A 26287-nucleotide genomic window follows, 5' to 3' on the forward strand; every position below is an offset into this window, starting at 1 on the left:
TAAAATAACAGCTTTTATCGAATAAATTTAAATACTTGTCTGATTTTCAATGTAATGGGCTCAGCGCACGGATTCCTCCGTAATACCCCGTCTTTCTTTTACGGCGTTCCGCCCTTTTCCATTTTTTCTTGTGTGCCTTGTTCTTCTTCTTCAGCAATTTGCTTGTTTCCTTGCTGCTTTCGGTGGGACGGAGCTTGTTTGGCCCGCCGCAGGAGAGCAGCAGGAACGAGAACAATCCGATACACAGCACTGTGAGACGCATGGTGCCGAAAAATAAGTACTACTTTTATACGGTGAATATCACTTAAGGGTAATAATATTAACATGCCTTCCATGCAACCTTCCCGGGTTTTTGATCTTTTAAAGCGTTTACAGGAAAAGTTTCCGAAAGAAGACGCGCTTGCTGCAAAAGAAAACGGAGCCTGGAGAAAATGGTCTACCACTGAATTTACGGAAACGGTGGATCATCTGGCTTCCGGACTCTTGCTGGCCGGATTGGGCAAGGGAGACCGGATCGGGATTATCTCCAACAACCGTCCGGAATGGAATATTGCAGATTACGCCACGCAGCGGATTGCCGCAGTTTCCGTTCCCATTTATCCCACCATTTCCGAGACCGACCTGGCTTTTATTCTTAAGGACGCGGAAGTGAAACTGATCTTCGTTTCGTCGGAAGATCTTTACCAAAAAGTGAAGAGTGTGGCCACTGTGGCTGCACCGCAGATGTCTGTTTACTGCTTCAATACCATTCCCGGATCCTTGCACTGGACCGAGCTTACCGCCTCCGGAAAGTCGCACCCCCAGAAGGATAAGATCGAAGCCCTTTCCGCAGCCGTAAACAGCAATGATCTTTTTACGATTCTTTATACTTCCGGCACCACCGGTGTCCCCAAGGGTGTGATGCTCTCCCACGCCAACCTGCTCAGCAACTGCATGGCCACAGAAAGTCTTGCGCCGTTCCGTTCGGACTGGCGGGCACTCTCTTTCCTGCCGCTCAATCACGTATACGAACGCATGCTGAATACCTTATATATATACCTCGGCATCTCGATCTATTACGCTGAATCCCTGGAAACCATTGGCGAGAACCTGAAAGAAGTGAAGCCACAGATATTTGTTACCGTACCCAGGCTGCTGGAAAAGGTGTATGATAAAATTGTTGCCAAGGGCGCTGAACTAAGCGGTGTTAAAAAGAAACTATTCTTCTGGGCACTGAACCTCGGCCTGCAATTTGAGCTGGAAGGTAAGAGCGCATGGTATTCCATGCAGCTTTCCCTCGCCAATAAACTGATTTTTTCAAAATGGAGGGAGGCACTGGGAGGCAATATTGTAGCCGTATGTTCAGGAGGTGCCGCCCTGCAGCCCCGACTCGCCCGTGTTTTCAATGCGGCACAGATCAAGGTTTTGGAAGGATACGGACTTACTGAAACCTCTCCGGTTGTAGCCGTGAATACATTTTGGCCGGGAGGAATGAAATTCGGTACCGTAGGACCTGTTATAGAAAAAGTAGAAGTGAAACTCGCCGATGACGGAGAGATCCTTGTCAAAGGACCCAACGTAATGCTGGGATACTATAAACGGCCCGACCTTACCGCAGAAGTGATGGATACAAACGGGTATTTCCGCACCGGTGATATCGGCACTTTCATCGACGGAAAATTCCTTAAAATTACTGACCGTAAAAAGGAAATCTTTAAAACTTCAGGCGGCAAATACATTGCCCCGCTTGCCATTGAGAACAAGCTGAAAGAATCGCCATTTATAGAACAAGCCATGGTGATTGGGGAAGGGCAGAAATTCCCCTCGGCTTTCATTACACCCACCTTTGCCGCCCTGGAATCCTGGGCTCAGAAAAAAGGCATTAATATAAATGACCGTTTAGTGCTGGTGGAACATCCTGAAGTAAAAGCCCTGTTCCGCCAGGAGGTGGAAAAAGCGAATACGCACCTTGCCCAGTACGAAAAGATTAAGCGGGAAGCCGTGCTGCCCGCAGAATGGTCTGTGAACGGTGGAGAACTCACCCCGAAACTCTCCCTGAAAAGAAAAGTGATCTTAGAAAAAAACAAGTCGGTGTACGACCGCATTTACGCAGAGTAAACGATGACCCGAAATATCAGGAAAGTAGCCGTGCTGGGAAGCGGCGTGATGGGTTCCCAGATTGCATGTCATTTTGCAAATACGGGAGTTGAAGTCCTTCTTCTGGACATTCCTGCACCCGGATCTGCTCCGGATAACCTATCTGCAAGAAACAAAATAGTAAACGAAGCGCTGGCCAACGCGCTCAAAATGTCACCCTCCCCGATTTACCGGAATGCATTCGCCGGCCGAATTCAAACGGGCAACCTTGAAGATGATTTTGCACGCATCAGCAATTGCGACTGGATCATCGAGGTGGTGGTAGAGCGGCTCGATATAAAAAAACAAGTATTTGAAAAAGTAGAAGCCCATCGCCGTCCGGGCAGCCTGGTTACCTCCAATACCTCCGGCATCCCGATTCAGCTTATGACCGAAGGCCGTAGCGATGACTTCAGGAAAAATTTCTGCGGAACACATTTTTTCAATCCTCCCCGCTATCTGCGCCTTCTCGAAATCATTCCCACCTCTTTTACCGACAAAGAGGTGATTTCCTTTCTGATGGAATATGGAGAACTGCACCTCGGTAAAACCACTGTACTCTGCAAAGACACACCGGCCTTTATTGCTAACCGGGTGGGAGTATACAGCATCATGTCGCTCTTTCATACGGTGGAGCAAATGGGTCTAACCATTGAAGAAGTAGACAAACTGACCGGACCGGTGCTGGGCCGGCCCAAATCCGCCACCTTCCGCACGTGTGATGTGGTAGGTCTGGACACCCTGGTTCATGTGGCGAACGGCCTTGAAAAAAATCTTCCGGACGACGAGGCGCGCGCCTTGTTCACCCTTCCCGGTTTCATTCGCAAAATGACGGAGAATAACATGCTGGGTGCTAAAACCGGTAAAGGTTTTTACTACAAACCAAAAGGAGCCTCCAAAGATGAAATACAGGTACTGGATCTTTCCAAAGGAGGTTACCGGGCCCGGCAGAAAGTAAAATTTGCCACACTGGAAGCCGCAAAACCCGTAGAGGATCTGCGGCAGCGCATGAAGATTCTGATCAGCGGAAAAGACAAAGCAGGCGATTTTTACCGGCCCAGTTTTGCCGGTTTATTCTCCTATGTATCACATCGCATACCCGAAATCGCCGACGAGATTTACAAGATCGATGATGCTATGCGATCGGGCTTTGGCTGGGAACTGGGACCATTTGAATGCTGGGATGTTTTCGGCGTGAAGGAAACAGTAGAGATGATGAAAGCCAACAACGTGAAAGTAGCCCCGTGGATAGATTCAATGCTCGCCGGCGGAAATTCATCCTTCTACCGCCTGCACAACGGAAGAAAAGAATTCTATGACCCTTCGGTAAAAACATATCAACCCATCCCCGGAACGGAAGATTTCCTCTTCCTCGACATCCTTCGCGGAGAAAAAACGGTATGGAAAAATGCCGGAGTTACCCTTACCGATACCGGCGACGGAATACTCAACCTTGAATTTCATACCAAGATGAATTCCATCGGCGGCGAGATCATCCAGGGCATCAACACCGCCATTGAAAAAGCTGAAAAAGAATTCAGCGGACTGGTCATATCCAACGAAGGACAAAATTTCTCGGCAGGCGCTAATGTTGGAATGATCTTCATGTTCGCCGTGGAACAGGAGTGGGACGAACTGAATCTGGCCATCCGGATGTTTCAGAATACCATGATGCGTATACGTTACTCTTCCGTTCCTGTGGTGGTGGCTCCGCATAATCTCGCGCTTGGCGGTGCCTGCGAAATGAGTATGCATTCGGATCGTGTGGTAGCGCATGCAGAATGTTATATGGGTCTCGTGGAATTCGGCGTAGGATTAATTCCCGGCGGTGGGGGAACCAAAGAGTTCGCCCTGCGTCTTTCAGATGAAATCCGCGATGGGGATGTAGAACTCAATGCCTTCCGGAACCGCTTTCTCACCATCGGACAGGCCAGGGTGGGAACCTCTGCCTACGAGGCTTTTGACCTCGGATACCTTCGCAACGGAAATGATCTGGTAGTAGTATCCCGTCAGCGCTTACTCACTGAAGCAAAAAAGCAATGCAAAATGCTTGCGGATGCCGGTTATACACAACCCCAGCCTCGAAAAGACATACGGGTGCTTGGAAAACAAGGACTGGGTTTGGCCTATCTCGGTGCCAACTCCATGCTGCACGGCCATTATATCTCAGAACACGACGTCAAAATTTCCCAAAAGCTGGCCTGGGTACTCTGCGGCGGCGATCTCTCGGCACCAACCAAAGTGAGCGAACAATACCTCCTGGACCTCGAACGCGAAGCCTTCCTTTCTCTTTGCGGAGAACGAAAAACCCTTGAACGAATCCAAAGTATTCTGACCGGAGGGAAGGTGCTCCGGAACTAGACGAAAAAGCCTCATCCCCGGTCAAAGCCGGGTTATTCACCGACCTGTTGAAAAACCTGCGTTTTTTAACCGACTGATAATCTGTGATTTATATCAATCTTCGAATTAAGGTGCATCCTTTTTGACTCGTTGATTGTCAATCAGATAGTAGGAAGATCATTATTTAAAAACAGCAGATTTTCGTACATTTAAAGGTTGATTCGTTCATCATTTTTAGAACCATAAGCCCCATGGTCGAAGTTATAACGGCATTGCGTAAAGGAGCGGTGATTTCGCTCACACTGCTCTATGTCTTTTCCGGTGTACGTGCACAAAATAAATCCGGAAACTGGAGTGTATCCAAACCATTCCGTCAATCTGCCTTTATTGAGAATAAGGATCAGTTCCGGGGACAGAACGGGCTTCCTGAAGTTCCGGTGCAGTTTGGAATTTCTAATGATGGAGTAGACATTTTCCTCAGCAAGAACGGAATTACCTACCGGCATTTTGAAAAAGTTTCAAAAGATTATTCAGGAACTCCTACCGGAAAGCGGTTGAAGGGACAAACCAAATGGGAAGCCGTTCCGCATTATGTTCATGTTCGTTTCGCCGGAGCTAATCCCAATTGCATTGCCACTCCCGAACAAGCCCTTGCATGGTATTACACTTACTCGCATCCTGACGATGACAACAAGGGGCTGAAGTGCAGCGCCTTCAAAAAAGTGATTTACAAAAATCTTTATCCCGGCATTGACATAGAATACACTGTACACGAACAGGGGGGAATAAAATATTCCTTCATTGTTCATCCCGGCGCAGATCCTTCCGTTATCCGCCTGGAATATTCCGGCGAAGTTGATCAATTGGAACTGGAGAATGGAAACCTGCTGATCCGTTCAGCCGGGGTGGGAAACATTACGGACCATCAACCGGTTTCCTTCATGCAGTCGGGAAACACTCCCGTGAGTTCCTCTTACGTATTGTCAGGAAATTCCATCACTTTTAAGCTGGGAAAATACAACACAGCCGGAACACTGATCATTGACCCCTGGACGTCTCCCACCGCTTTTACCGGTTTTCAGGGCGCTTATGAAGTGGATTATGATCAGAACGGAAATCAATGGGTTTATGGCGGTGCTTACCCCTGGCAGGTAATCAAATACAACAACGCCGGCGTTCAGCAATGGGTTTTCACCTGCAATGCCTTCAACCCTACCTGGAGTTATTATTTCGGTGACTTCTGCGTTGATCCTGTAAGCGGAAGTGCCTACATGGTAGAGTCCATCAACACAGGAATCGGAGGAGAAATCATCAAGATCAACACCAACGGAATACTGGTGATCGTATTCCCCGGGAATGTGATGCTGGAAGAAATGTGGAGAATAGCTTACAATGGCTGTACGGACAAGCTGGTGATCGCCGGAGGCGGAGTTTCACAAACCAACCAGGCCTGCCTGATCGACACTTCGCTCACCTCCGGATTCGCAGCGTTTAATGTATGCAGTACGAATGAGATTGCCCATGACATGTGTTACCTGGCACTGGATAATGCCAACCAGGCCTATATGCACACCACCAACTGGGGCAACCCGGCACTGAATAACCGGTTGCTAAAAATGCCGGCCAATACACTTACTCCCACCACCTGGATGGTTGCAACCAACTACACTTATCAGGAAGGAGGGAACCTGACCTATATCAACGGAGGTGGTTCTCAGTCGAATGGTCACAACGGAATTGCGGTAAGTCCGAACTTTATTTACACCTGCGACGGCGCCGATCTTAAAAAATGGGATAAAACCACCGGCGCGCTTATCCTCTCTGTGAATATTGCACCTACTCCCAGAACATGCGGAGGAATGGCCGTTGACAATTGTGATAATATTTTTATCGGCGTTCAGAATAATATCCGTGTGTACGATGTGAATCTCACCCTCCAGCAAACCATTCCCGCAACCGCTGTTGTTTACGATGTTCGCCTGAACGGCAGCCTCATCCACGTTTCCGGAAACAACTTCGCGCAAACAATTACCAATCCCATCACCTGTAACCAAAGTCTGAACCTGACGGTAACATCCACCGGCTCGTCCTGTTCATCCAACTCGGGAACCGCTACTGTTGTTGTTACCGGTGGATCCGGGCCCTATTCCTACGTGTGGAATCCGGGAGGGCAAACCACGGCAACAGCAACAGGACTTTCTTCCGGAACCTACACAGTTACCGTTACGGATGCATCCTGCATTGCACTTGTTCAAACAGCCACTGTAACCGTTACCAACTCCGGTGGTCTTACCGTAACAACGCAGCAAAATAATCTTGCATGCGCCAGCAGCACCAATGGGAGCGCTACTGTAACCGTTACCGGCGGTCAGTCGCCTTACACCTATGCATGGAATCCCTCCGGGCAAACAACCGCAACCGCAACGGGACTTGGTCCGGGAACCTACACCTGTACCATCACGGACGCATCCGGCTGTACCGTAACACAAACATTCACGATTACTGCACCTCCGGCTCTGGCCAATACCACTGCCACCACACCGGCTAACTGTGGCAGCAATAACGGAAGCGCCTCGGTAACTGCCAGCGGCGGAACGGGACCTTATACTTATGCCTGGTCTAGTGGCGGAACTGCGGCAACGGAAACCGGACTATCTGCCGGAACATACACCGTAACCGTAACCGATGCCAACGGATGTACCATGACAGCAACTGTTACGGTAACGAGTTTGGGCGGTGGTCCAACGGTAGCGATAGCCTCTCAAACCAATCCTTCCTGTTCTAATTCCTCAAACGGAACAGCAACAGTGAACGTTACAACGGGGAACGCTCCCTATACCTATGCTTGGTCTCCCGGCGGAGGAACAGCTGCCACCGGAACAGGGCTCGCTGCAGGAACCTATACTGTTACAGTTACGGATGCCAACGGATGTATAGCCACTATTACTGTAACTGTTACCGCACCTCCACCTGTAACTGCTACCACATCAAATGTACCTGCCAATTGCAATTCAAGTGACGGAAGCGCCAGTGTAACCGCAGGCGGTGGAACAGGGCCTTACACCTACTCCTGGTCAAGTGGCGGAACCGGCAGCACCGAAACCGGACTTGCTTCCGGAACATACACCGTAACTATTACTGATGCGAATGGCTGTACACTGACCGCCACCGCCAACGTACCCGTTCTAAATGGTCCTACTGCCATTGCCAGCGGGAACACCATCATCATGGCCGGAAATTCAACCAATCTGACTGCCACCGGCGGCGGAAATTACCAGTGGAGTCCGGCCTCAGGGTTATCCTGCACCACCTGCCCCAATCCGGTAGCAACACCCAGCGTGACTACTCAGTACTGCGTAATCGTAACGGATGCCTCAGGTTGTTCGGATTCTGCCTGTGTATATGTTGTGGTCGAATATCCTTGTCCTACCGCAGCAGACTTCACCGTCCCCAATGCCTTTTCTCCGAACAAAGACGGCAAGAACGACATCTTTATACTACAGGGTCTCGGACTTTGCCTTGTAGAATTCAAAATGGTGATCTATGACCGCTGGGGTGAGAAAGTGTGGGAAACGGAGAATGTGAATACCGGGTGGGACGGAACCTTTAAAGGAAAGCCACTGGATCCTCAGGTTTTTGTGTACTACATCAGTGCTAAGTTTTTAAATAATAATGAAGAGTTCATTAAAAAAGGTAATGTAACCTTGATGCGCTAATCTCCAAACATTCACTATCATGAAAAAGATCGTTCTATTCGCTGCAGTTCTTTTATTCTCGGCAGCTCACGCACAACAGACTTGCTATCAGAACCCGTCTGTTGAGGGTCCGTCTGCACCACACGTGGTACCGGCTCCATGGCAGGCTTGTTACGGATCACCTGATACTCAACCCGGACAATGGGGCATTACCCTTCCTCCGTCGAACGGAACCGGTTATGTGAGTTTCCTTCATTCCGGAAATTCTGTGAACGGCTACAGCGAGGGAATGACCCAGTTGCTCGTTCCGGCTATGGTGGCCAATACTACCTATTCATTTACGGTAGACCTGGCCTATTCCCCGATTTATAATACTGCCAGTCCTGGCAATTGCTACAGTTCACTGCAGATCTGGGGTGGTAATTCCGCCTGTGCGCAAACAGAACTTCTATGGCAATCAGGTCCGTTCACACATCCCAACTGGCAAACATATAACGTAACATTTACCCCCACCGGTAACTGGACGTACATTGCCTTTGAACCATATTATATCACACCCTGCACCGGTTATATCAATTGCCTTCTGGATAATATTTCCTGTATTGCACCGGTGAACGGTAACGTTACGGGCACAGCCGCTCTGTGTGCAAACACCTGTGACGGAACCGTTACGGCGAATCCCTCTTCCGGTACACCTCCCTACACCTACCTTTGGACTCCAGGAAACTACACAACTCAAACAGTAACCGGTCTTTGTGCCGGTACCTACTCCTGCGTAATTACGGACGCAAATTCTCAGACCGTTACCGGCTCCTTTACGGTAACTGCTCCTCCCCCTGTTGCGCTCACTGCCACTTCCACAAACATTCTTTGTTTCGGACAGTGTACTGGAACTGCCAGCGCCAATGGATCCGGTGGTACCGGAACACTTGGCTACAGTTGGAGCAACAGTTCTACAACGCAAAGTCTGACAGGATTATGTCAGGGAACCTACACCGTGACGATGACAGATGCCAATGGGTGTTCGATAACCAGTTCAGTCACCATAACGGAACCACCACTACTCACTTCATCAGCAACGTTTACAGATGTCACGTGCTTTGGAGCGGCTAACGGAACGGCGAGTGTAACGGCCAGCGGCGGTACTTCGGGATATACCTATTCGTGGAGTCCTTCAGGAGGCAATCAATCCACCGCCAGTAACCTGGGACCAAACACCTACACGGTTACGGTAACAGACGCCAACGGCTGCACAAGTACCAGCACTGTCACAATTATTCAACCGACTCAATTGATTACTACCAGCAACGGGTCATCTGTTCCCTGTGCAGGTTCATGTACCGGAATTGGCACCACCTCTGCATCCGGCGGAACGGGAAACCTCACCTACTCCTGGTCGCCGGGAAATATGACCACCACAAACCCGACCGGTTTATGCGCCGGCACCTATACGGTAACTGTAACCGATGCCAACGGATGTACTTCCACGGATACCATTCAGGTAGTACAGCCGCCGGCAATTTTGCTTTCTACTACCGTGCAGGATGCTTCCTGTAACGAATCAAATGGAAATGCAACCGTTACTGCCACCAACGGAAATGCACCGTACTCCTATTCCTGGTCTCCCAGCGGTGGAACAGCTGCCACAGGAACAGGACTGGGAGCAGGAACCTACACAGTTACCGTTACCGATGCCACCGGCTGCACCTCAACCGCAACAGCCACGGTCATTGACAACAGTCCGACCGCTACCATCAGTCCAACTATAGTAATCATGGCCGGTAATAATACTGCACTTACTTCTACTGGTGGAGGTGTCTATTCCTGGTCTCCAACGAATAATCTTTCATGTACGGATTGCCCCAATCCCACAGCAAATCCTACTGTTACTACCCAGTATTGCGTAACCATAACAGACCAGAACGGGTGTACCGATTCGCAGTGTACCTATGTAATTGTGGAATATCCCTGCCCCATTGACGAAAATTTTGGGGCACCCAATGCCTTCTCTCCAAACAAGGACGGGAAGAATGACATTTTCCTTGTTCAGGGTATGGGACTGTGTTTCAAGGACTTTGTACTTACAGTCTACGACCGCTGGGGTGAAAAAGTGTTTGAAACCACCAATCCGAATACCGGTTGGGACGGAACTTATAAAGGGAAGCCACTAGATCCCGGAGTTTACGTCTATTATATAAGCACCACTTTAGTTGGTACGAGTACAGCTATTGAAAAGCGGGGCAATGTAACTTTGATGCGGTAATCCTATGTTTAGAACGTTCTTAGCCTTTTCCGCAGTTTTAGGTCTGTTTCCTCTGAATTCGTGGGCGCAGAGTACCTGCAATTATATCAACGGAAAACCCGGCACCTGCCAGTCACCCGCCCCGAAAATTGTAAATCCCACTCCAACGAACGGGAACGGAGTGCTTGGCGCGACATACGATTTCCAAAAATGCGGATTGAATTTCGTGCAGTCCAGTGTAAAGCTGGGACAGCGGTACACGATTTCCTGTTGTCCGAATACAGTTGGTGCTGCCCAGCCCGCCACCTTCGCCATTGCCGGTATACCCGGAACGGCTGTAATTGAGCGCGCATACCTATGGGCCGGTACTTCCGGAAACGGAATTGCTATAACAGCCAGCATTACAAACCCACTCGCGGCGAACCAGAATTTTCCTATGACCATTGTAGGACAGGATCAGGATAAGTGCTGGGGATTTACAGGAACGTACACCTATCGTGCGGACGTTACCAGCATCATTGCCGGAAACGGGAATTACATTATCAGTGGTCTTCCAACCAGTACCACACAAAGCGGAAATGATACCGACGGAGCCACGCTGATGATCATTTATTCCGATGCGTCTCAAACCTGGCAGGGGGAAATACACATCTGGGACGGATGCCTTGTGGGCATCGGAACCTTTGAAACAACCAATATCACGGGGTTCAATGCCTGTGCCAATTCACAAAACGGAGTCGGGTTCATCTGCTCGGCGGATCATCAGCAGATCAATTCAGGATTTGTGATCAACGGAGGCGCCCCATTCACCATTGGCATGACAGAAGACTGGTACAACTATATTTCCGCGCCCACCAATGTCACCGCCGGACAAACTACTTCGAATTTTCAGATACAGGCCAGCGGAGACTGTTTCAACTGGATGGTGGCCGGATTGTATTTTCAAACGGTTGGATGTACCACCTGTTGTACGCCCACCGGTACCCTCACGGTGTCCCCTACTGTAACTACCTCCAATTGTAATCCTTGTACAGGCACAGCAACCGCCAATCCCAGCGGAGGACAGGCGCCTTACAGCTATACCTGGAATACGATACCTGCACAAACCACACAAACTGCCACAGGACTTTGTCCGGGTTCATACGTTGTGAATGTTGTGGACGGATCCTGCAATACCGGAACGGACACCGTCATTATTCTGCCATCGGCTCCTGTGACCGCCACTACCAGTTTCACCGATGTACTTTGTTTCGGCGGCACTACCGGAACGGCAACAGCGAATCCGGGCGGAGGAACTGCCCCGTTTACCTATTCCTGGAGTCCTTCCGCGCAAACAGGACAAACAGCATCCGCGCTTGCAGCAGGAGTATACACTGTAACGATTACGGATGCGGCCGGGTGTACAGTCACCGCCACGGTAACAGTGAATCAGCCCACGCAATTACTCAATGCCGCCAACTCACTTACCGGAGTTACCTGCGGCGGTTATACAGACGGAACGGCCACAACTGGCGGAAGCGGCGGTACGAGTCCGTACACCTATTCCTGGAATCCGGGAGGACAAACCGCGCAAAATGCCACAGGAATGGCGGCAGGCACCTATACCGTAACCGTGACGGATGCCAACGGGTGCACGGCAACCGATACAGTAATTATTGCTTCGCCTCCGCTGATGCTTCTCACTACCGGCACAACCGACGCTTCCTGCAATGAAGCCAACGGAGAAGCCACTATTGCCGCAAGCAATGGCCCCGGACCATTTACCTTCCTGTGGAGCCCGAGTTCCCAAACTGATTCTCTTGCCACCGGACTGGCGGCCGGAGTTTATACTGTGCTGGTAACGGATGCCAACGGCTGTACGCTTACCACCACTGTTACCGTAGTAGATAACAGTCCTGTTGCTACCATCAGCCCAACGGTAATAATTATGGCCGGCAATAACACCACCATTATTTCCACCGGAGGCGGCACCTACACCTGGTCGCCCACCAATAATCTTTCCTGTTCTGATTGTCCGAGCCCCGTGGCAAATCCAACTGTAACCACGCAGTATTGCGTAACGGTAACCGACCAGAACGGATGCACCGATTCGCAGTGTACGTATGTTATTGTTGAATATCCTTGTCCGGTTGATGAAGATTTCGGTGCACCGAACGCGTTTTCTCCGAACAAAGACGGCAAAAATGATATTTTCATTGTACAGGGGATGGGACTTTGTTTCAAGGATTTCATTCTTGTTGTGTATGATCGTTGGGGAGAAAAAGTGTTCGAAACCAATAATCCGAATACTGGATGGGACGGAACATACCGCGGAAAAGTTTTGGATCCGCAGGTGTTCAGCTATTATATATCCACTACCCTTGTGGGCAGTGATAAGCCCATTGTGAAACGAGGAAACGTAACATTGATACGGTAATTATTAAACTTACGAGTGATGAAAGCCAAGAAGATGATTCCTGTACTAACAACCGCCATGGTATCGGCAGCCTGCTTGCTTTTTACGGGCGTGAACGCACAGGATATCCATTTTTCCCATTATAACGAAGCGCCGCTGACGCTGAATCCGGCGCTTTGCGGTGTTTCTTATAACTACCGGGCCGCTGTGCTGTACAGAGATCAGTGGAGAAGCGTAACGGTGCCGTATGTAACCTACGGAGGCTCGTTTGAAGCAAGAATCAAACTCAATGCCTGGGAAAAGGTGGGAAATAATCTTACCCAGATTTATAAAAAAGCATTTCGGAAAGTAGCGGCCGGCCTCGCATTTTACAACGACCGCGCAGGTGACGGTGCGCTAAGTACCATACACGCGAATTTTTCACTCTCTACCCGCGTGCAGATCGACGATTATACTTTTGTAGCAGCCGGCGTTCAGGGAGGGATCATTCAGAAAAAAGTAGATTTCTCAAAGTTCATCTGGCCGGATCAGTTTGTAGGCACAGGATATGATACCGGTGTGGATCCCGGGGAAAATTTCAATTCCAGCAGTTTCATACACGGTGATTTCAGCGGGGGAATTCTCTACGCTTACGATCGTGGTGAAAAGGCCATCCGCGCCAATAACGAATTGCGTTTTGATGCCGGCATCTCTGCCTTTCACATTAACCAACCGACGCAACGATGGCTCGGAGGTTCCAGCGAAAAACTGGGTATGCGTTACGTAATTCATACGAAGTGTCTTTTCGGGATTAAGAACTCTACGATCTCGGTTTATCCCAGTTTTGTATTCATGCTTCAGGGACGTCAGAAAGAGATTCTGTTCGGAAGCCTGCTGCGCTATCACTTTAAGGACGATTCCAAGTTCACCGGCTACATCAAAGCCACACATGCCGGCTTCGGAGCACATTACCGGAACCGGGATGCTCTGATTCCCAGCGCCTTTATCGAGTTCGGTACGGTGGCTATCGGAATGAGCTATGATGTGAACTTGTCAAAACTCCACTACGCGAGCCAGTACAAGGGAGGCTTTGAGGTGTTTCTCCGCTTTAACGGAGCTACCCCCTTCATTTACCAGAATGCGCCCTCCTTCTAAGCGCCGCCGGTACGTTTGATAACCTTTCAAACTCCTCAGTTTCAACAGCACGGGATGCAGTAACCTGTTAACAACCTGTTATTAAGTAGAGCCCCCCTAAACCCTTGATTTCCTGTAATTTTAGACTCATTACGGGTACCTATGAGGATTACTTATTACGGTCATTCCTGCTTTGGAGTAGAGGTGGCCGGCAAACATCTTTTATTTGATCCCTTTATCTCCGGGAACCCCCTCACCAAGGGAAAGCTGGATGCATCCAGGGTGCCTGCAGATTACATCCTGCTGTCTCACGGGCATGAAGATCATATTGCCGATGCCGTAAGTATTGCCTTGCGCACCAGTGCCACTTGCATTTGCTCCTGGGAAATCAGCGTGTGGCTGGGGAAGCAGGGGGTGGAGAAGACACATCCCATGAATACCGGTGGAAAATGGTTATTTGATTTCGGAAAGGTTAAATGTGTGAATGCCGTGCATTCCTCGGGTTTGCCTGACGGCACTTACGGAGGTAATCCGATGGGGTTTATCGTTGAGTCGGGTGGGAAAAACTTTTATTATTCCGGTGATACCGCGCTTTCGTACGACATGAAACTCATCGGAGAATACCGGAAGATTGATTTCGCATTTCTTCCTGTCGGGGATAATTTTACCATGGGAATTGACAACGCCATCATTGCAACAGAGTTCATTCGCTGCAAGGATATCATTGCCATGCATTTTGACACGTTCGGGTATATAAAAATCAACCATCAGGAGGCTCAGAGCAAATTTGAGCGTGCCGGCTGTAAACTCCATTTGCCGGAAATAGGAGAAACCATAGAGAAATAAAAAAAAGAAATGGGAAAGATCATTGCTATTGCGAATCAGAAAGGGGGAGTAGGAAAAACCACCACCTCCATCAACCTAGCAGCCGGCCTTGCCGTGCTGGAGCATAAGACCCTCATAGTGGATGCAGATCCCCAGGCGAATTCCACCAGCGGTGTGGGATTCGATCCGCGAAACGTCAAGACAAGCATTTACGAATGCATCATCGAAGGATTAAACCCGAAGGATATCATTCTGCAAACATCTACCCCTAACCTGGATATTCTTCCTGCACATATTGATCTCGTAGGCGCAGAAATAGAAATGATCAATATGCCGAACCGGGAGAAGATGATGCGAAAGGCGCTGGAAAAGATCAAGAATGATTATGAATTCATTATTATTGACTGTTCACCTTCGCTGGGGCTGATCACGGTGAATGCACTCTCCGCAGCCGATTCGGTTATCATTCCCGTTCAATGTGAATATTTCGCGCTGGAGGGGCTCGGGAAACTGCTCAACACCATCAAGATTGTGCAGCAGCGACTGAATCCTGATCTGAACATTGAAGGCATCCTGCTGACCATGTATGATATCCGTCTCCGCCTGAGCAACCAGGTGGTGGAAGAAGTAAAAACCCACTTTCAGCAAATGGTGTTTGATACCATCATCCAGCGAAATACAAAGCTCGGAGAAGCTCCCAGCTACGGGGAAACCATCATCATGCACGACGCTTCAAGTAAGGGTGCCATCAACTACCTTAATCTTGCAAGAGAAATTTTACAGAAAAATGAATTAACCCGCATGAAGGATTCCGACAAGGTGATCAATGTGGAGAATGTAAAAATGAACTAATGACAAAGAAATCAGCCCTCGGTCGCGGCCTTGGCGCACTGCTGGAGAATGCAGGCACCGATATTACATCTAATCTGGAGAGCGATCAGAAAATAGCCGGCGCCATTTCCAATATTCCCGTAAACCAGATCGAAGCTAATCCCTTCCAGCCCCGCACGGATTTTGAACGGCAGGCACTGGTAGATCTGGCCAGGAGCATACGCGAACACGGAATCATTCAGCCGGTAACCGTTCGCAAACTGGGGTACGACAGGTACCAGCTTATTTCCGGCGAACGCCGGTTCAGGGCCTCTCAGGCAGCAGGGCTCACTTCCATTCCGGCCTATATCCGCATCGCCAATGACCAGGCCATGTTGGAAATGGCCATTATTGAAAATGTACAACGGGAAAATCTCAACGCCATAGAAGTCGGACTCGGATACAAACGGCTCATTGACGAGTGCCACCTTACTCAGGAACAGCTCAGCGAGCGGATCGGAAAGGACCGCACTACGGTTACGAATTATCTCCGCCTGCTCAAATTGCCGGATGAGGTTCAGGCAGGGATACGCGACCGGAAAATCTCCATGGGGCACGCCCGCGCAATTCTTGGTGTTGGAAATGAGAACGGACAACTGGATATTTTTCGCCAGGCCCTCAGTGAACATCTTTCCGTTAGACAGGTAGAAGAACTGGCCCGGCAATTCATGGACGGAAAATATGTGGTAAAAAAGGTTAAAAAAAACGCCCGGACTAAATCTGCATCAGCACAGGATCAGCATATTCTTTCCGAACTGAGATCCCGCTTCTCCCGCCGCGCCGGTCTCATACGGAGTCCAAAAGGAAAAGGAAAGATCATTCTCCCCTTCAACAATGATGAAGAATACCGCAGGATCACGGATCTTTTGGGTATCCGGTAATATGCGCAGCGCAGTACTCCTTGGTCTCCTGATCCTCGGCGGCTCTCTGTACTGCCAGGACAGCACCAGAATAAAGAAAACGGAAAAACCCCGCTCACCCCGCACGGCATGCATTCTCAGCGGAGTGCTTCCGGGTGCCGGGCAGGTTTACAACCGCAAGTACTGGAAAGTTCCCGTGATTTATGCCGGCATGGCGATTCCTGCCTGGTTCGCTGCTGATATGCACCGTGAATATGATTTGTTCCGGGATGCCTACCTGCTCAGAACCGATGGCGACTCTGCAACAACAGACAACTTCCCTTTATTTACAGACGATCAGTTACGGGAGAATGTAGATTTCTACAGAAGATACCGCGACATGAATATCTTTTTGACGGCTCTTGTTTACGTTCTGAATATTGTTGACGCCGGGGTGGATGCACACCTCAGCACCTTTAATGTCAGCAATGATTTATCCGTAAACTGGACCATCAGGCCAGGCCCTGATTCCCGGCCTCAATACGGACTTCGTTTCACTTTTTAATTTCTCTGATATGAATATCGCCATAATGGGTTACGGGAAAATGGGAAAAGAGATCGAGAAGGTTGCTCTCCGGCGCGGCCATCGTATTTCGGTGAAAGTAGATGAAGAAAATGCCGGCAGCATCTGCGGAAAAGACCTCAGCGGAACCGATGTAGCTATTGAATTCTCTACGCCGGAAACTGCCGTTGAAAATATCTTCAAATGCTTCGATGCGAAGATTCCCGTCATCGTAGGAACAACCGGCTGGATGGCGCGATTCCAGGATGTGAAAAACCGTTGTGAAAAAGAGAAGCAGGCGTTATTCTGGTCATCGAATTTCAGTCTGGGCGTGAATATTTTTTTCCGCATGAACGAACACCTTGCCCGACTCATGAACGGGCAGAAAGGTTACGAACCAAGCATGACGGAGATACACCACATTCAGAAGAAGGATGCTCCAAGCGGTACAGCCATTACCCTCGCAGAAGGACTCATGAAAAATTATGAACGGAAGAAAAAATGGATCAACAACCACACCGAACGGGAAGATCAGCTCTCCGTTATTTCTCTAAGGGAAGGTGAAACACCGGGAACCCACATTGTCCGCTGGCAATCCGAAGTAGATGATATAGAGATCCGGCATACTGCACATAACCGGAGCGGATTTGCAATTGGAGCAATTCTGGCCGCTGAATACATGAAAGGTAAAACAGGAGTGCGCGGAATGGCTGACCTGCTGGGCTTTTAACATTCCTTAACCGAATACTCATAATCTTTCACGACCTTTACGTTTTTGTAACCATACATGCTTCTGCTACTGATTGTTATTCTAACCACCCTGCTGCTCTATGCAGGGTTGGCGAAACTTTTCGCCAAGGCCGGCCTCCCAGCCTGGAAGGCATGGGTTCCCTGGCTGAATTACTACCATTGGATCAGGCTGGTAGAACGCCCCAAGTGGTGGTGGTATGTCACCTTCATCCCTGTGGTGAATATGGTCGTATTTCTGCTTATCCGCGCCGATCTCGCCAACCATTTCGGAAAACGAAAATTTGCTGAACACTTATTGGTATGGCTCTTTCCCTTCGCGGCATTTATGTGGTGGGGATACGACGCATCCGTAAAATACACCGGGTATTCTGAAAAAGAAAAAAAGATGAAGTCTGCCGGCAGAGAATGGGCAGATGCCATTGCTTTTGCCGTTCTTGCCGCCACCATCATCCGAACATTCCTCCTGGAGGCTTTTACCATTCCCACCCCCTCTTTGGAAAAATCGCTTATGGTAGGAGATTTCCTGTTCGTGAGTAAAGTAACCTACGGTCCGAAACTTCCCAACACCCCCCTCGCACTTCCGTTCATGCATCATACGGTTCCCTTGCTGGGAATTAAATCCTACAGTGAATGGCTCTCGCTCCCCTATTACCGTCTTCCTGGAATGCGCAACGTAGAACGTAATGATATTGTTGTCTTCAACTATCCTGACGGAGACACCACACTGAGCTATATGCAGGACCGCAGTTACTACAACGTAGTACGGCAGGAAGCCTTCCTTATGTGGAAGCAAAGTAATGACACGGTTAAAACAATGGCTGATTTCATGCCTGCTGCATGGGTATATGTCAATAATCCGTCTAATCTTCCGTCCACCGGAGAGAATTCACCCTTTGGGGAAAAACTTGCCCGTCCGGTGGATAAGAGAGAAAACTACGTAAAGCGTTGTGTTGGTTTGCCGGGAGATAAATTAGAAGTCAGAGACCGTGTTCTTTTCATCAATGACCAGCCTGCTTATCAGCCCCCCGACATGCAGTATTCCTATACCATTGGATTACGGGGCGATGATTGGGCGGAGATTCTTGACGAAATGGACATCACCGGATATACTCCCTGGTGGAAAACAATACCGGGAGGGGAAATCGTCCGCGATACTACCGGCGCATACTTTTTCCGAATTCACGCCACCAGCGAAAAATTCGAGATGCTCAAATCGCATCCCAGCCTGAGCTTTATTCAGGCAGACATCCAGGAAAAAGGACAGTGGGATTATTCCATTTTCCCTCACAGCCCTGATTACCCGTGGAACAACGATAATTTTGGCCCGTTTGTGTTGCCCAAAAAAGGAACATCGGTGGAAATCAATGCTAAAAACATAGTGCTCTACGACCGCATTATTGATGTGTACGAAGAAAATGATCTGAAAGTGGAAAACGAAAAAGTGTATATCAATAATAAAGAAGCCGGTTCATACACATTTAAAATGGATCATTACTGGCTGATGGGAGATAACCGCCATAACTCCGCCGACTCCCGATCCTGGGGTGTGGTTCCGGAAGATCATGTTGTAGGAACACCGGTGTTCATTTGGCTTTCTATGAAAGACCCGAATTACAATCCGTACAGCGGTACCCTGAAAGCCGGTAATATTTTCCGGAAGGACGGGAAATTCCGCTACCACCGCATGTTCACTTTTGTGAGCCGCGACGGCCTTTCCGCCTCTTTCCTGCTCCCTGCCACTATTCTATTTGCTCTCTGGTACGGATACAGCCGCTGGAAAAAGAAAAAAGAAGGAACCAAAAATCCTTCCGCACGTAAAAAATAAGGTGCAGGCCTCCCGCTTACGTAAAAACCTGTTCGCTGCCGCCACGGGAGCTATCCTACTCTACATTGCTCTCCGGCTATTGGTATTTGATATCTATTTTATCCGAAGCACCTCCATGCGCGGCACACTCTGGGAAGGGGATTACGTGCTCGTAAACAAATGGTTCTTAAATACGCCGGATCGTTACGATATCACGGTTTTTGAACCTCCTCTTCAGGATTCCTCGTACGGCGGGATCGACAGTTATATCAAACGCTGTGTGGGACTACCCGGGGATACGGTGCTCATCAGTGCCGGTGTCTTAAAAGTGAACAATGTAGAGCCGCTGATCCCTGAGCTGCTGTTCCAGTATCACATTATGACTTCGGATCAGAAAACGACAGACTCCTTGCAGAAAACTCTCCTTATTCCACCATCGGGTTTCGTACCGGGCAGCAACGCCTTCTCGGTGTTTCTCCACGCCGGACTTGCCGACAGCATCCGGCTTCTGCCAGGGGTGCTCTCCGTGGAAGTCACCCTGGATGAAAAGGGCTGGTTCGATAAGAATATTTTCCCTTTCTCCTCTTCTCTGAACTGGAACCTGGATCACTTCGGCCCCATAATCGTTCCGGTCAAAGGGATGGAGGTTGCGATGAACGAAAAGAATTATTTGCTCTACAAGGCAATCATTCAGTTCTTTGAGAAAAAGGACATCTCTGCGAAGAACGGAAAGTACTTCATCGGAGAAACGGAGTGCGGAACATATACTTTTGAAAACGATTATTACTTTATGATGGGAGACAACCGCCATGCCTCCAGTGATTCACGGGCCTGGGGCTTTGTACCGTCTGACCATATTCGCGGAACCACAGGTCTTATTCTCTGGTCCGTTGACCCCGTAAACGGGAGTACAAGAGACCAGCGGAGGTTCCGTCTGATTCATTAATTTTAGCTGCTATTCCCACAGACGTAACCCGGCAATGCTGCTTCCCACGTCCTACTTCCCTCCCATCACCTGGATGAAATATGCCTTTGATTCCGGATCATTCCGGATCGAATCCATGGAGCACTTCCCGAAACAAACCATCCGGAACCGATGCATGCTGTCGGGGCGGGAAAAGCAGATGCTTGTGGTTCCCCTGCGCGGAAGGAAAGATAAGACCCCGACCGGTGAAATCCGGCTCGACCATTCTCAGCCGTGGCAGAGAATTCACCTGCGTACACTGCAGGCTTTCTACCGCCGCACTCCCTGGTTTGAATTCTATGAAGATGACCTCGACGGTTTTTTCAAACGGCGCGACGAATACCTGATAGACATGAACGCTGCGCTGCTGCAAATGCTTTTCCGGTGGCTAAGATCGGACGCAGAATATTCCGTTTCTGCCTCTTACGAAAAACAGGTGCCGGACGGTGATCTGCGCAGCTGGTGGGATTCAAAGAAGATTCCTGCTGCTGCTATCACTATTCCTGATTACTGGAAAGGATCCGGCAGAACCATTCCGGCAGACCGCTTGACCAGCGTGCTTGACCTTTTCTTTTACGAAGGAAAAAATACGGGCGAAGTCCTTAAAAATGTCACGGTGCCAGTACCAGCCGTCTGACAAATTGTTTCTCACCGGAAAGAAAACGTACAAAATAAACACCCGGAGAAAAGCCGAGCGTGTGCACACGCGCATCAAAGAAACTGAGGTCCGGCAAGGGCTCCCGGTGAAGAACGGTCCCCGAGATGTTTAGCAACTCAAAGGTATAATCCTCCCCGGGCAATGCCGGCTCGAAGGTAACGGCGAGCTGTGAAACAGAAGAATAAAACACAGAAATAAATGTTTTCGGAGTGGAAGTCTGCACTGAAGTTCCCTGCGGTGTGGTGTAGTGAACGGAAACAGAAACCACATCCAGTTTGAACAGCGGCATTGAATCACTGCGATTGAACACTTTGAAAAAGACTCCAAAACCGGGATCATTAATTTCAGCGGGTGTCCAGGTCTCTCCCCACAAACCGAGTCCAACGCCATAAACCCGGTTTTCATCCTGCAAATCCCAGGCTGCACTATCGGGCGTATTTGCTCCCACCATAGCGTAATTCTTGGTCAGACGAATCGTAGAATCGTATACCGCGAGCGAATGAGAAGCGAAACCGGAGAGCCGCACTTCGATGCCCGTGATTGAAGCATTGGCAGGAATTGAAAACTCAAAGCGGTTAGCGGCCATATACCGCGAGCGATAACACATACTTTGAAAACAAAACAGGAAAGGCATTAATTCAGTTTCCGCATATTGATTATCGAACAGCTGCACCTTGTTTTCGTCCGTCCACATGGCGCCCGCACAGATCGTACAGGATGCCGGGGGATGCGTATAAGTTGAATCAGGCAATGCAACCACTGTCTGCTGCGCAGAGCAGAAAAGCGGAGAAAGCGCCAACAGAAGTACGGATAGTAAGAACCGCTTCATCCGGGTGGTCCCCTTTGCTTCGTTATACGCATGTAACCATCTAAGGTTCAGGGGCTGAGAGAAGTTTAGCCCATTGGTTCAAAAGCATCGACCAAGGGCTGTTTTTGGGGTCCCGGCCCCGGGGTATTTGCTTTATAGCCGAAAATAGCGGAGGTTTGAAAAAAGGAAAGATTCATGAGCGACCGCAGAGAGTTTGTAAAGAAAGTACTCGCAGGGGCGGGAGCCTTTGCGGCCACCGGATGGCTGAACGAATCCTTCGCCGGAAAAATGGCGCCTCAGCTGAACCGGATAATATCTTTATCACCGCAAGCGGCTGCCTCGGATGAAGCCTTCTGGGAACTTGTACGTAATTCGTTCACCGTTTCGAAGGAAATAATAAATCTGAATAACGGAGGAGTAAGTCCGCAGCCCCGGCCGGTACAGGAAGCACATATAAGAAATTACCAGTACTGTAACGAAGGTCCTTCGTACTATATGTGGCGCATGCTGGACAAAAGCAGAGAGCCGCTGCGGAAGAAGCTGGCCGAACTGGGAGGATGTGATCCGGAAGAAGTGGCCATCAACCGGAACAGCACGGAAGGTCTGAACTCGATCATTTTCGGACTGAATCTTAAACCGGGTGACGAAGTTGTACTGTGCAAATACGACTATCCCAACATGATGAATGCCTGGCGCCAGAGAGAAAAGCGTGACGGAATAAAACTGGTATGGGTTGATCTTGAATTGCCGTTTGAGTTTGACAAGGCAGCCCATGCTGCTTACGTACGCGCCATGACGCCAAAAACAAAAGTGGTACACATAACGCACATGATCAACTGGTGTGGTCAAATGATGCCAGTAAAGGCCATTGCAGAGCATGCCCACTCCATCGGAGCAGAAGTAATTGTGGACGGCGCGCACACCTTTGCGCACATCGAACATAAAATTCCGGAACTCGGTTGTGATTACTACGCCACCTCCCTGCACAAATGGCTCTGCGCGCCATTCGGCAGCGGGCTGATGTGGATCAAAAAAAACAAGATCCAGAATGTATGGGCATTGCTTTCGAACGACAAACCGGACAGCAATGATATCCGGAAATTTGAGTCGCTGGGCACGCGGAGCTTCGCGAGCGAAATGGCCATTCTGAGCGCAATAGAATTCCATGAGACCATTGGTGGAAAGCGGAAGGAAGAAAGACTGCGGTACCTGAAAGACTACTGGACACAAAAAGTGATAAAATTTCCAAAGGTCAGAATGAACACGTCACTTCAGCCGGGATGGTCATGTGCCATTGCCAATGTATCTGTAGAAGGATGGGACGCTGTGGATATGGAGCAAACACTTTTTGAACGGCATAAAATTCATACGGTAGCCATAAAACATGAGAAGCTGAACGGCCTCCGCGTTACGCCGCACCTGTACACCAGTCTTGGCGACCTCGACAAACTCATCGAAGGACTTGAGTACATTTCGAAAACCCCTTCCCCGGGTAAAAAATGAAGAACACTTTATTCTGGATCACAGCCCTTGCGGCAGTGGCACTGCTGGTCTATCTGAATTTTTTTAAAAAAGATGCCTCTGATCCCGATCCCGGGATTATCTTCTCTGCTGATGCTCCGAAACCCATAGGTCCTTACAGCCAGGCTGTAAGCAGAGGAAATGCTGTTTTTGTTTCCGGGCAGATTGCAATGGATCCAAAAACAGGAAAGATGGATACCGCAGATATCGGGCGTGAGACCGAACGGGTGCTGACTAATATCCGGGCAGTGCTCTCCTCCGTGAAGCTGGAAATGAAGAATGTAGTGAAATGCACCGTATTTATGACCGATCTTCAGGACTTCAAGGCAATGAATGCCACCTACGCGAAATTTTTTTCGTCGAACCCGCCGGCACGGGAAACCGTGCAGGTTTCAGGACTGCCTGCAGGTGCACACGTTGAAATTTCAGTAATCGCTATCCGGTGATGATCTTACTCCTTCGCGGCGTCGCGAAGTTTTTTGTTCTCCCTGCGCAATGCAACATTCTCCTCCTTCAGGTCATCCACCTCATAGCGCGTAAGTTTTAACTTCTCGTTCAACTCCTTCTTTTGCTTCAGAAGGTCTTCAATCTCCTCTTTATACTTCGCGATCTTTCCTTTATGTGTCTCCGCCTGTTTCTCCAGTTCCTCGTTCATTTTTCGAAGGTCAGCGTAGGAATGAATTTTCTCCGGAGACTGCTTCTTCGGAATCAGGCGGTATGAATTCAACTTATAAGCCATTTAAAAAAGCTATTATCTGTGTTGTTTAAAAATCCTTTCTGGCGTGCAAAAATATGCTTTTTGAGATAGCAGTACGCGGATTTTAACCAAAAGATAAGGGTGAAAAAAATATTGTCGGCAATGCTTTGCAGATATCAGAATTTTTCCTTTATTCCCATTCGCACAGCGGAGCTTACATAGCTTTTTAAGCTATATTTGAAGCTCATTATCAAATCTATACCACCTCCGATGGACCTGGAATTCAACAAGAACGAAGATCAAATGAAGATGCTCATTTCCGGCCTCAACAAGAAGCTGGACAAAGTATATGAGGGTGGCGGAAAGGGCAGGATACAGAAAATGCATGAGCAGGGAAAAATGACCGCCAGAGAACGGATTGATTTTCTGCTTGACCCGGACACGCCCAGAATTGAAATCGGCGCGTTCGCAGGTGATGAAATGTACAAAGATCACGGCGGTTGTCCGTCCGGAGGCGTAGTAGTGATGATTGGATATGTCTCTGGAAAACAGTGCATCGTGGCGGCCAACGATGCAACGGTAAAGGCGGGTGCCTGGTTCCCTATAACAGGTAAAAAGAGTCTGAGGGCACAGGAGATCTCACTGGAGAACAGGCTTCCCATAATATACCTGGTAGACAGCGCCGGGGTGTATCTTCCGATGCAGGATGAAATCTTCCCGGATAAAGAACATTTCGGAAGAATTTTCCGCAACAATGCCATTATGTCTTCTTCAGGAATCCTCCAGATCGCTGCTATCATGGGCTCCTGCGTGGCCGGTGGCGCTTATCTCCCGATTATGAGCGACGAGGCAATGATCGTTGACAAAACGGGGAGCATCTTTCTCGCCGGATCTTACCTGGTAAAAGCGGCGGTGGGAGAAAATATTGACAACGAAACCCTGGGGGGCGCTACCACGCACTGCGAGATTTCAGGTGTTACGGATTACAAGTGCAGCGACGACAAGGACGCGCTGACGCGTATCCGAAATATCATGAGTAAGATCGGCGAACTGGAAAATGCAGGATTTAACCGGGTGAAGTCCGAAGCGCCGGCGAAGGATCCAAAAGAAATCCTCGGTATTATTCCGGATGCACGCGACAAACAGTATGATATGAGAGAGGTGATACGGCGGCTGACGGATAAATCTGAATTTGAAGAATACAAGGAAGAGTATGGAAAAAGTATTTTATGCGGACTTGCGCGTATAGATGGCTGGAGTGTGGGCATTGTAGCTAACCAGCGCAAAGTAGTAAAGACAAAGAAAGGTGAAATGCAGTTTGGCGGAGTGATTTATTCAGACTCTGCAGATAAAGCCGCCCGTTTCATTATGAACTGCAATCAGAAAAAAATTCCGCTGGTATTTCTTCAGGATGTTACCGGATTTATGGTGGGAAGTAAATCAGAGCACGGAGGGATCATAAAAGACGGCGCTAAAATGGTGAATGCCATGAGTAACTCCGTGGTGCCGAAATTTACAGTAATCATTGGTAATTCTTTCGGCGCAGGCAATTATGCCATGTGCGGAAAAGCCTATGATCCGAGGTTGATTGTGGCCTGGCCCACCTGCAGTCTGGCGGTGATGGGAGGTGCACAGGCCGCCAAAACACTTTTACAGATCCAGGTGAGCGCGATGAAAGCTCAGGGGAAAGAAGTTTCTCCGGAAGAAGAGAAAAAACTATTGCAAACCATCACCGACCGGTACAACACCCAAACAAGCCCGTACTATGCGGCAGCCCGTTTGTGGGTAGACGCTATCATTCACCCGCTGGATACCAGGAAATGGATCAGCATGGGAATTGAAATGGCTAATCACAAAAGGATCCGGAAGAAGTATAATGTGGGAGTGATACAAACCTGAGTATACCACTTATAAATATTTTTTTGTAGCTTAGTTCACTGTTGCTTTAATATTAACCTGTGGCGCCCCTCACGCAACTTTTATCCGTATGCGATACTTCGTTATCCTTCTCACCATTTTTACCGGCTCCCTAAACGCTCAAAACAACCTCTGTACGGGTGCTATTCACCTCGACACTATTTCCCAGGAA

Annotated in this window: 20 protein-coding genes; 17 read left to right on the forward strand and 3 right to left on the reverse strand. The window is 49.1% G+C overall.

Annotated elements, in window-relative coordinates; all coding sequences use genetic code 11:
* Window positions 1–46 precede the first annotated feature (46 nt).
* Window positions 47–262 carry a hypothetical protein gene (locus IT233_07245; protein MCC7302418.1) on the reverse strand — a complete coding sequence of 72 codons (216 nt, stop codon included), beginning with the start codon at window positions 260–262 and terminating at the stop codon, window positions 47–49.
* Window positions 263–333: 71 nt separating this feature from the next.
* Here IT233_07245 and IT233_07250 point away from each other — a divergent pair, with 71 nt between their 5' ends.
* From IT233_07250 to IT233_07315, 14 genes are all read left to right on the forward strand, one after another.
* Window positions 334–2097 (forward strand): long-chain fatty acid--CoA ligase, encoded by a 1764-nt coding sequence (locus IT233_07250; protein MCC7302419.1) that lies wholly within the window; start codon window positions 334–336, stop codon window positions 2095–2097.
* Window positions 2098–2100: 3 nt separating this feature from the next.
* Window positions 2101–4476 (forward strand): 3-hydroxyacyl-CoA dehydrogenase/enoyl-CoA hydratase family protein, encoded by a 2376-nt coding sequence (locus IT233_07255; protein ID MCC7302420.1) that lies wholly within the window; start codon window positions 2101–2103, stop codon window positions 4474–4476.
* Window positions 4477–4706: 230 nt separating this feature from the next.
* Window positions 4707–8171, forward strand: coding sequence for a gliding motility-associated C-terminal domain-containing protein (locus IT233_07260; protein MCC7302421.1), 3465 nt, complete (start codon window positions 4707–4709; stop codon window positions 8169–8171).
* A gap of 19 nt (window positions 8172–8190) precedes the next feature.
* Entirely contained in the window at window positions 8191–10413 is a 2223-nt protein-coding gene (locus IT233_07265; GenBank protein ID MCC7302422.1) for a gliding motility-associated C-terminal domain-containing protein, read from the forward strand.
* Between the two features lie 4 nt (window positions 10414–10417).
* Window positions 10418–12808 carry a gliding motility-associated C-terminal domain-containing protein gene (locus tag IT233_07270; protein MCC7302423.1) on the forward strand — a complete coding sequence of 797 codons (2391 nt, stop codon included), beginning with the start codon at window positions 10418–10420 and terminating at the stop codon, window positions 12806–12808.
* 18 nt (window positions 12809–12826) lie between these two features.
* Window positions 12827–13921 carry a PorP/SprF family type IX secretion system membrane protein gene (locus IT233_07275; protein MCC7302424.1) on the forward strand — a complete coding sequence of 365 codons (1095 nt, stop codon included), beginning with the start codon at window positions 12827–12829 and terminating at the stop codon, window positions 13919–13921.
* A 141-nt stretch (window positions 13922–14062) separates the two neighbouring features.
* Complete coding sequence (locus IT233_07280) at window positions 14063–14746, forward strand: metal-dependent hydrolase (GenBank protein ID MCC7302425.1); 684 nt, start codon at window positions 14063–14065, stop codon at window positions 14744–14746.
* Window positions 14747–14755: 9 nt separating this feature from the next.
* Window positions 14756–15577, forward strand: a complete 822-nt coding sequence (locus tag IT233_07285) for a ParA family protein (GenBank protein ID MCC7302426.1) — start codon at window positions 14756–14758, stop codon at window positions 15575–15577.
* The gene (locus IT233_07290) at window positions 15577–16476 is read left to right on the forward strand and encodes a ParB/RepB/Spo0J family partition protein (GenBank protein MCC7302427.1); all 900 of its coding nucleotides are present in this window, start codon (window positions 15577–15579) and stop codon (window positions 16474–16476) included. Before IT233_07285 ends, IT233_07290 begins: the two co-directional genes overlap by 1 nt.
* A gap of 1 nt (window position 16477) precedes the next feature.
* Complete coding sequence (locus IT233_07295) at window positions 16478–16999, forward strand: hypothetical protein (GenBank protein MCC7302428.1); 522 nt, start codon at window positions 16478–16480, stop codon at window positions 16997–16999.
* 10 nt (window positions 17000–17009) lie between these two features.
* Window positions 17010–17726 (forward strand): 4-hydroxy-tetrahydrodipicolinate reductase, encoded by a 717-nt coding sequence (gene dapB / locus IT233_07300; GenBank protein ID MCC7302429.1) that lies wholly within the window; start codon window positions 17010–17012, stop codon window positions 17724–17726.
* 57 nt (window positions 17727–17783) lie between these two features.
* Window positions 17784–19571, forward strand: a complete 1788-nt coding sequence (locus IT233_07305; GenBank protein ID MCC7302430.1) for a hypothetical protein — start codon at window positions 17784–17786, stop codon at window positions 19569–19571.
* A 1-nt stretch (window position 19572) separates the two neighbouring features.
* Entirely contained in the window at window positions 19573–20496 is a 924-nt protein-coding gene (lepB, locus tag IT233_07310) for a signal peptidase I (GenBank protein ID MCC7302431.1), read from the forward strand.
* 34 nt (window positions 20497–20530) lie between these two features.
* Window positions 20531–21151 carry a WbqC family protein gene (locus tag IT233_07315; GenBank protein ID MCC7302432.1) on the forward strand — a complete coding sequence of 207 codons (621 nt, stop codon included), beginning with the start codon at window positions 20531–20533 and terminating at the stop codon, window positions 21149–21151.
* Here IT233_07315 and IT233_07320 read toward each other — a convergent pair.
* Window positions 21126–22001 (reverse strand): T9SS type A sorting domain-containing protein, encoded by an 876-nt coding sequence (locus IT233_07320; GenBank protein ID MCC7302433.1) that lies wholly within the window; start codon window positions 21999–22001, stop codon window positions 21126–21128. The two genes, IT233_07315 and IT233_07320, sit on opposite strands and share 26 nt — an antisense overlap.
* A gap of 174 nt (window positions 22002–22175) precedes the next feature.
* Here IT233_07320 and IT233_07325 point away from each other — a divergent pair, with 174 nt between their 5' ends.
* On the forward strand, window positions 22176–23483 hold the full coding sequence (locus IT233_07325) for an aminotransferase class V-fold PLP-dependent enzyme (protein MCC7302434.1): 1308 nt from the start codon (window positions 22176–22178) through the stop codon (window positions 23481–23483).
* Window positions 23480–23947: a RidA family protein gene (locus tag IT233_07330; GenBank protein ID MCC7302435.1), complete on the forward strand. Its 468-nt coding sequence runs from the start codon at window positions 23480–23482 to the stop codon at window positions 23945–23947. The genes IT233_07325 and IT233_07330 overlap by 4 nt, the downstream gene beginning before the upstream one ends.
* Before the next feature lie 5 nt (window positions 23948–23952).
* Here the strand turns inward: IT233_07330 and IT233_07335 are convergent, their stop codons facing one another.
* Entirely contained in the window at window positions 23953–24240 is a 288-nt protein-coding gene (locus IT233_07335) for a hypothetical protein (GenBank protein ID MCC7302436.1), read from the reverse strand.
* A gap of 228 nt (window positions 24241–24468) precedes the next feature.
* Between IT233_07335 and IT233_07340 the strand changes: the two genes are divergently transcribed.
* Window positions 24469–26097: an acyl-CoA carboxylase subunit beta gene (locus IT233_07340; GenBank protein ID MCC7302437.1), complete on the forward strand. Its 1629-nt coding sequence runs from the start codon at window positions 24469–24471 to the stop codon at window positions 26095–26097.
* Window positions 26098–26287 lie beyond the last annotated feature (190 nt).

The sequence above is a fragment of the Bacteroidia bacterium genome (genome assembly GCA_020852255.1).
Taxonomy (GTDB): domain Bacteria; phylum Bacteroidota; class Bacteroidia; order JADZBD01; family JADZBD01; genus JADZBD01.

What these genes read in the sequence shown, in the direction of transcription:
- IT233_07245 (MCC7302418.1), bottom strand. Translation starts at nt 262, where the DNA reads ATGCGTCTCACAGTGCTGTGTATCGGATTGTTCTCGTTCCTGCTGCTC.
- IT233_07250 (MCC7302419.1), top strand. Translation starts at nt 334, where the DNA reads ATGCAACCTTCCCGGGTTTTTGATCTTTTAAAGCGTTTACAGGAAAAG.
- IT233_07255 (MCC7302420.1), top strand. Translation starts at nt 2,101, where the DNA reads ATGACCCGAAATATCAGGAAAGTAGCCGTGCTGGGAAGCGGCGTGATG.
- IT233_07260 (MCC7302421.1), top strand. Translation starts at nt 4,707, where the DNA reads ATGGTCGAAGTTATAACGGCATTGCGTAAAGGAGCGGTGATTTCGCTC.
- IT233_07265 (MCC7302422.1), top strand. Translation starts at nt 8,191, where the DNA reads ATGAAAAAGATCGTTCTATTCGCTGCAGTTCTTTTATTCTCGGCAGCT.
- IT233_07270 (MCC7302423.1), top strand. Translation starts at nt 10,418, where the DNA reads ATGTTTAGAACGTTCTTAGCCTTTTCCGCAGTTTTAGGTCTGTTTCCT.
- IT233_07275 (MCC7302424.1), top strand. Translation starts at nt 12,827, where the DNA reads ATGAAAGCCAAGAAGATGATTCCTGTACTAACAACCGCCATGGTATCG.
- IT233_07280 (MCC7302425.1), top strand. Translation starts at nt 14,063, where the DNA reads ATGAGGATTACTTATTACGGTCATTCCTGCTTTGGAGTAGAGGTGGCC.
- IT233_07285 (MCC7302426.1), top strand. Translation starts at nt 14,756, where the DNA reads ATGGGAAAGATCATTGCTATTGCGAATCAGAAAGGGGGAGTAGGAAAA.
- IT233_07290 (MCC7302427.1), top strand. Translation starts at nt 15,577, where the DNA reads ATGACAAAGAAATCAGCCCTCGGTCGCGGCCTTGGCGCACTGCTGGAG.
- IT233_07295 (MCC7302428.1), top strand. Translation starts at nt 16,478, where the DNA reads ATGCGCAGCGCAGTACTCCTTGGTCTCCTGATCCTCGGCGGCTCTCTG.
- dapB (MCC7302429.1), top strand. Translation starts at nt 17,010, where the DNA reads ATGAATATCGCCATAATGGGTTACGGGAAAATGGGAAAAGAGATCGAG.
- IT233_07305 (MCC7302430.1), top strand. Translation starts at nt 17,784, where the DNA reads ATGCTTCTGCTACTGATTGTTATTCTAACCACCCTGCTGCTCTATGCA.
- IT233_07315 (MCC7302432.1), top strand. Translation starts at nt 20,531, where the DNA reads ATGCTGCTTCCCACGTCCTACTTCCCTCCCATCACCTGGATGAAATAT.
- IT233_07320 (MCC7302433.1), bottom strand. Translation starts at nt 22,001, where the DNA reads ATGAAGCGGTTCTTACTATCCGTACTTCTGTTGGCGCTTTCTCCGCTT.
- IT233_07325 (MCC7302434.1), top strand. Translation starts at nt 22,176, where the DNA reads ATGAGCGACCGCAGAGAGTTTGTAAAGAAAGTACTCGCAGGGGCGGGA.
- IT233_07330 (MCC7302435.1), top strand. Translation starts at nt 23,480, where the DNA reads ATGAAGAACACTTTATTCTGGATCACAGCCCTTGCGGCAGTGGCACTG.
- IT233_07335 (MCC7302436.1), bottom strand. Translation starts at nt 24,240, where the DNA reads ATGGCTTATAAGTTGAATTCATACCGCCTGATTCCGAAGAAGCAGTCT.
- IT233_07340 (MCC7302437.1), top strand. Translation starts at nt 24,469, where the DNA reads ATGGACCTGGAATTCAACAAGAACGAAGATCAAATGAAGATGCTCATT.